Annotated in this window: 4 protein-coding genes, 1 tRNA gene and 2 pseudogenes; 5 read left to right on the top strand and 2 right to left on the bottom strand. The window is 61.6% G+C overall.

What is annotated here, in order from left to right:
• The 4 genes and pseudogenes from A2I95_RS24865 to A2I95_RS24850 form a co-directional block, all read left to right on the top strand.
• Nucleotides 1-274 (top strand): annotated as a pseudogene (locus A2I95_RS24865) (50S ribosomal protein L25); the annotation flags it as partial.
• A 138-nt stretch (nucleotides 275-412) separates the two neighbouring features.
• On the top strand, nucleotides 413-1,654 hold the full coding sequence (locus tag A2I95_RS24860; protein WP_291734210.1) for an FAD-binding oxidoreductase: 1,242 nt from the start codon (nucleotides 413-415) through the stop codon (nucleotides 1,652-1,654).
• A 76-nt stretch (nucleotides 1,655-1,730) separates the two neighbouring features.
• On the top strand, nucleotides 1,731-2,408 hold the full coding sequence (gene pth, locus A2I95_RS24855; protein ID WP_291734208.1) for an aminoacyl-tRNA hydrolase: 678 nt from the start codon (nucleotides 1,731-1,733) through the stop codon (nucleotides 2,406-2,408).
• 16 nt (nucleotides 2,409-2,424) lie between these two features.
• Nucleotides 2,425-3,345, top strand: coding sequence for a nucleoside hydrolase (locus tag A2I95_RS24850; RefSeq protein WP_291734206.1), 921 nt, complete (start codon nucleotides 2,425-2,427; stop codon nucleotides 3,343-3,345).
• Between the two features lie 80 nt (nucleotides 3,346-3,425).
• On the opposite strand, the gene A2I95_RS24845 is transcribed toward A2I95_RS24850, so the two are convergent.
• The gene (locus A2I95_RS24845) at nucleotides 3,426-4,103 is read right to left on the bottom strand and encodes an Arm DNA-binding domain-containing protein (protein WP_291734203.1); all 678 of its coding nucleotides are present in this window, start codon (nucleotides 4,101-4,103) and stop codon (nucleotides 3,426-3,428) included.
• 610 nt (nucleotides 4,104-4,713) lie between these two features.
• Nucleotides 4,714-5,729: pseudogene (locus A2I95_RS24840) on the bottom strand (IS110 family transposase).
• 306 nt (nucleotides 5,730-6,035) lie between these two features.
• Here A2I95_RS24840 and A2I95_RS24835 point away from each other — a divergent pair.
• Nucleotides 6,036-6,125 (top strand) — tRNA-Ser (locus A2I95_RS24835).
• Nucleotides 6,126-6,238: the final 113 nt, after the last annotated feature.

Raw genomic sequence — 6,238 nt, 5'->3', positions numbered from 1 at the left:
CAAAAAAGGCGGTATGCTGAACGTGACTCGCCCCGAGGTTGAACTGGTTGTGACCGCCGGTGATATCCCCGAGAAGCTGGTTGTCGATCTGGCAGGCCTGAACATCGGCGACGTTGTCACCATCTCGTCGATCGACCTGCCGGCCGGCGCCAAGCCGACCATCGACCGCGACTTTGTGATCGCCAACATCGCATCCCCGGGCGGCCTGACCGCGTCGGATGACGAAGACGGCGAAGGCGAAGAAGGCGAAGCGCTGGAAGCTGCAGAAGAATAAGATCTGTTCCCAAGCGGAACGGCTGGCGGGCTCCCATCGGGGGCCCGTTTTCTTTTGCGCGGTGCGCTTGGCAGCAAGTGATTGACTTTTCCCTGCACCGCTGCCCCATTTCCGACCGAGGACAGGGGAGAGACGGGTATGGCGGATTTTGACATTGCCGTTGCGGGCGCTGGCGCGGTGGGGATGAGCTGCGCGCTGTGGGCGCAGATGCGCGGGCATAAGGTGCTGCTGTTGGACCCGGAATCGCCGGGATCCGGCACCAGTTACGGAAATGCCTGCACCCTGGCGACCTATGCCTGCCTGCCGGTGAATGTTCCGTCGGTGCTGACCTCTTTGCCCAGCCTGATGTTCTCCAAGGACAGCCCGTTGTCGCTGTCTTATGCCCATGCCCTGCGCAATCCGCGCTGGATGCTGTCCTTTCTGGCAAATTGCCGCGCCGCGCCCTCACGCCGGATTGCGGGCCATCTGGTGGATCTGCTGTCCCATGCCGATGCCGGGATCAACCCGCTGATCGAGGCCGCGGGCGCCCAGGATCTGGTGGTCGAGCGCGGCCAGCTTTCGGTCTGGTCAACTGTGAAGGCGGCCGAGGCGGCGACGGCAGGGCTTGAGCGCCGACGGGTGCTGGGCGTGCCCTGGCGCGAGGTCGGCCCGGATGAGGCGCAGGAGATGGAGCCGGGCCTGCAGTTGCCGGTCAAACGCGCTGTGCATTTCCATGCGGCGCGCAGCCTGCGCGACCCTCTGGAACTGATCACCCGGATGCACCGGGCTTTTTCCAGGCTGGGCGGGACAACACTGACTTCGGCGGTTGAAGCGGTGAAGGCTTCAGGCTCGGGCGTGGAATTACAGGCGGAGGGCCAGAGCGTCACTGCGGGCCATGCGGTGATTGCCAGCGGCGCATTCTCGAAACGGATCAAGGGGGCAGGGGCGGACAAGCTGCCGCTGGGCACCGAGCGCGGCTATCATGTGATGTATCAAAGTGAGGCGCACCGGGTGACCCGACCCGTCGGCTGGGGTGAGGCCGGGTTTTATGCGGTGCCGCATGCACAGGGGCTGCGGCTGACCGGCACGGTGGAGATCGCCGCGCTGGCTGCGCCCATGAACACGCGCAGGCTGGACTACATCGCCCGCAAGGGGGCAGAGATGCTGGGGGAGCTGCCCGCGCCCAGCAGCGAATGGTTGGGCTACCGCCCCACGATGCCCGACTCGCTGCCGGTCATCGGGCGCAGCCCGCAGTCGGAGCGGGTGCTTTACGCTTTTGGCCACCAGCACATCGGGCTGACCCTGGGCGGCATCACCGGGCGGCTGATCGCGGATCTGGCGGAAGGCCGTCAGCCCAATATTGATCTGGCGCCATATGCTGCGGGCCGGCGCTTTGCCTGACGCGGGAGGCCACTGGATTCCGGGCGCCAGATAGGGCATCACTCGGGTCTACTGAAACGCAGATCGGGCAGAACCCATGAAACTCTTTGTCGGCCTTGGCAATCCCGGCCCGAAATACGAGCGCAACCGCCACAACATCGGCTTTATGGCGCTGGACCGCATTGCCCGCGATCACGGATTCAGCCCCTGGAAGGCCAAGTTCCAGGCGATGATCTGCGAGGGCAATCTGGGCGGTGAAAAGGTGCTGCTGCTGAAGCCGCAGACCTTCATGAATCTCTCCGGCCAATCGGTGGGCGAGGCGATGCGGTTTTACAAGCTGACGTCGGCCGATGTGGTGGTGCTGCATGATGAGCTGGACCTGGCACCGGGCAAGGCGCGCATCAAGCAGGGCGGCGGCCATGCCGGCCACAATGGCTTGCGCTCTATCCATTCGCATGTTGGCGCTGATTATGCCCGGGTGCGGCTGGGGATCGGCCATCCGGGTCACAAGGATGCGGTTGCGGGGTACGTGCTGCGTGACTTCCCCAAGGCGGATGAAGACTGGCTGGACGATCTGATGCGCGGCATTTCCGACGGCGCGGCGGAGCTGGCGCGCGGCGATGGCGGCAAGTTCATGAATGCGGTGGCCCTGCGGGTGGCGCCGCCGCGCAGTTCCGGCACCAAGCCCAAGGCGGACGCGAATAAGCCCGCCCAGGAAGAGCCGGCGCCCGACACCCGCTCAGCGATGAAAAAACTGATGGACAAATTCAAATAAGCCGGGAGACAGGCAGATGGTGAAACTGATTATCGACACCGATCCGGGCATTGATGATGCCATGGCGATTTTCTATGCCGCCGCGGCGCCGGATATTGATCTGCTGGGTCTGACAACGATTTTCGGCAATGTGACCACCGCCACCGCCACCCGCAATGCGCTGCGGCTGCTGGAGGCCGCCGGGCTGGATCTGCCCGTGGCGGCGGGCGCCACTGCGCCGCTGGTGCTGCCGCCGTTCAAACCTTCGGCCTATGTGCATGGCGAGGAGGGGTTTGGCGATATCCCCGCTGCTGAGCCCAAGGGCAAACCGCTGAACGAGGAGGCCGCAGATTTCCTGTGCCGCATGGCACGGGAGCACAAGGGCGAGCTGGTGGTCTGCCCGATCGGGCCGCTGACCAACATTGCGCTGGCGATGCAGCGTGATCCGGAGTTCATCCGCAATGTGAAATCCATCGTGGTGATGGGCGGCTCGCTGGAGGAGGGCGGCAATATCACGCCGCACGCCGAGGCCAATATCTACCACGACCCGCACGCCGCGGATGTGGTCTGCAAGAGTGGCAGCAAGGTGGTGTTTGTCGGGCTGGATGTCACTCACCGGATCCTGTGCCGACCGGAGGATTTTGCTGCCATCGCTGCACAGTCGCCGGACCTGGGCGGCATGCTGCAGGAAATGTCGCATTTCTATATCAAGTTCTACAGAGAGGTTGCCGGCCTCAACGGTTGCTCGCTGCACGACCCGGCGGCGGTGATTGCCTGTACCCATCCGGGCCTGTTCGGGTTGCGCGGCGTGCCGCTTGAGGTGTCCTGCGGGGGCGAAACCTCCGGAGCGACCCTGGCTGCACCGGACAGCGCACGGGCGCCGGTCAAGGTCTGCATGACGGTAGAGGCGGACGCGGTGAAATCGCTGTTTTTGAGGCGCTTGGCGCTGTTGCCTTAACGCCGGGCACGGCATTGCGGTCCTTGCCCCAGGGGGCGTTTCCCTTTGCGAAAACTGTCGATATCAGCTTGATGGTTTGATCACGGGCAACCGGACAACAGGATGCGCTGCTCCGCGGTCTGCGGGGCGGGCATTGACTCCAAATGCAAGCCGCCGCTGCAGCTTTGACGGGCAGGATCAGGGCAACCCCGCGTCTTTGTCCCATGGCGGCAGGCTGCCGCCCATGTGCTCTGCAAAAAAGCCGATGAGGGCGCGCACCTTGGTCGGCAGGTGGCGCCTGTCCAGATAGATTGCGAGCAGCGCCTGGGCCGGTATGCCGCAGGCGAACCAGTTTTCCGGATGCGATTTCGTGACCTGCCAGAAACGATGGCAGCCGCCCGATGCCTAGCCCGCCAAGAATGGCGTCTTTCAGGGCTTTCCCGTTGTTCCTCCGGTATCCAATCTCGGAACGTGCTGCGGAACCCATGCCCAAACCTGGGATTGAGTCCTTGCTTTGCAAGGCGCCGGTATTCCAAAGCCCGTTCGCGAGCTACATTCAACGTAATCACGTCGACGCCACCGAGGCCGAAGTCGGTGCGCACCGGGCCACCATTGCTGTACCGGTGCCCTTTGACGGTGACACGAACAATCCAGCGTCGCGCGCTTGATGGGTCAACAACCAGATATAGCCCGTTACCATCACCGTGACGCCCAAGGCCAAGTGTTTGGATTAAGTTCTTGGAGAGCTTTCCAGAGATATACGCGATCAAAAGTACCACATTCCATTCCACGAAATGAACAGAAATCGATCAAATCGAAGAAAGGCAACGAACGCAAATCACTGCGCTTGTTCACCGACTTACAGTGTAAGTCGCCGCCCCTTGCATATCAATGAAATTGGTAGGTGGCGGAGGGGATGGGCCTGATATCCAACCTTTTTCACCTGTAAGCCATTGTATTCTTTCACCGCGGCCTAACCAAGTCACCTCAATGACCGAGGTGACCGCTAGTTTCGAGACACCGAGGCCGCGGCGGCTTCGCCGACCACTGGGCTGGCCGGTTCTGGGTCGCCGTAGCGCAAGCCCACACTGAAATAGCACTGCATACCGCGTGTGTGGATGCCCCCTGTTTGGCAAGCGTAGCCTTCAGTTTGTCGGCAGGGTCTTCGACCGGACGTGTGTCAGGCCTCTGAGCGTGGCCTTTGATGACGCCACGGGCCGGTATGCTGTTCGGAAGGCTGGGTTCACATCGGTTCAGAGAGCTGTAAGCGCTCGAGCTCCGGGTCTGAATCTTCCTGCATTGAACTTCGAAGTCCGTGTCGCCTACTCCTCGTCGATCGCTTACCCCGGCCTTGCGGCCATGCCGTGCCTTCGCCCTTCCAGGCTCAGATCACGCCATCCTGTAGTTCTCTTGTTTCGTCGTCATTACCCAGATCATCCGGGCCATCTTGTTCGCAAGTGCAACGGCCGTGGCCATCTTCGGCTTTCGCAACACGAGAGCGGCCAGCCAGCGGTTCGCGCTGCCACCCTTACGAACAACCCAGCGGATCACGCTCATTGCACCCACAACAAGCAGTCTGCGGATGTCTGTTTGCCCCATCTTGCTGACTGAGCCCAACCTGATCTTGCCGCCAATGGACCTCTGCCGGGGGACCAAGCCAATCCAGGCGGCAAAGTTGCGCCTGCTATCGAATGTATCGAGATCAGGTGCGAACGCCGCAACGACACCGGCGGTAACAGGGCTGATCCCGGGAATGGTGCAGAGCCGACGCAGCTGCGCATCTGTCTTCGATGCCGCCTCGAGTTGGTCTGCCGGCCGTTCGATCGCCTCTGTCAGTCGCGCGATCTGCTCGATGTAAATTGTGCCCATCTCCCCAACCGGAGTGGGCAGGTCACTGGTCTGATCTTCCAGCGCGTTCTCCAAGACCTTCAGGCTCGCCGGGCCCTTCGGCGCTACCAGTCCGAATTCGGCAAGATGCCCCGTAGCGCGTTGATGAGTTGCGTGCGCTGCCGGACCAGGCGTTGATGTGTCCGAAAGGCTACTGCGCGGCCCTGCGTCTCAGCACTCTTCACCGCTACGAACCGCATGGTCGGGCGCGAGGCGGCCTCAGCGATGGCTTCAGCATCTGCCTTATCGTTTTTTTGGCGCTTCACGAACGGTTTCACATACGCCGCCGGCACCAGACGCACCTCGTGACCGTGCGACTGCGCGACCCGGCCCCAGTGGTGCGATGCGGCGCAGGCCTCCATCGCCACCAAGCAGGGCGGCTGTTCGGCGAGTAGCGCTGCAAAGCGGGTCCTCGACAGCACACAATTGAATAGAACGGCCCCATCCAGTCCGATTGCGCAGACCTGGAAACTGCCCTTCGCCAAGTCGATCGCCAGCATACTGATCATTGTCGTCATCGATGTGCTCTCCGTTCGGTTTCGGTGGAACCATCATGGCATACGAGATGCCGCTGAGTGGGGGCATCCACCGCATCAGTTCAATCAACTTTGATTTTGGATTGCTCCGCGACGGGGGCGAAGGTTATGTTCGAGGGAAGGGCGGTGAACAAATGCGGAACTTGGTTGCACGGATTTTGCACGCGAATCACGTGCAGTACTGCAAAAGTTCCGGGAAACAGGCCGAAAATCCATATTTTGTAGGGGCTGGAAGAAAACTGAAAAAACGCCTTGTTTCTCTGGGTTGCGGAACATATACGGGTCAGCGGAGACGTGGCCGAGTGGTCGAAGGCGCTCCCCTGCTAAGGGAGTAGGCCCGGAAGGGTCTCGAGGGTTCGAATCCCTTCGTCTCCGCCATCACCCCAATTTGTGGCGTATTTTCAGAACTGAGCAACAGCTCAGGCTTTGAAATCACTTGATTTTTTCCATTCGTCGGATCCAGTGTGGATGCGATTATTGTGGGGTGAATT

This window comes from Leisingera sp. F5 (assembly GCF_001593695.1).
Note: the sequence above shows the minus strand (reverse complement) of the source record. Positions and strands in the feature narration are given on the sequence as shown.

Bases quoted from the DNA above. Each gene is read 5' to 3' on its own strand.
- pth (WP_291734208.1), top strand. From the start codon at position 1,731: ATGAAACTCTTTGTCGGCCTTGGCAATCCCGGCCCGAAATACGAGCGC.
- A2I95_RS24860 (WP_291734210.1), top strand. From the start codon at position 413: ATGGCGGATTTTGACATTGCCGTTGCGGGCGCTGGCGCGGTGGGGATG.
- A2I95_RS24850 (WP_291734206.1), top strand. From the start codon at position 2,425: ATGGTGAAACTGATTATCGACACCGATCCGGGCATTGATGATGCCATG.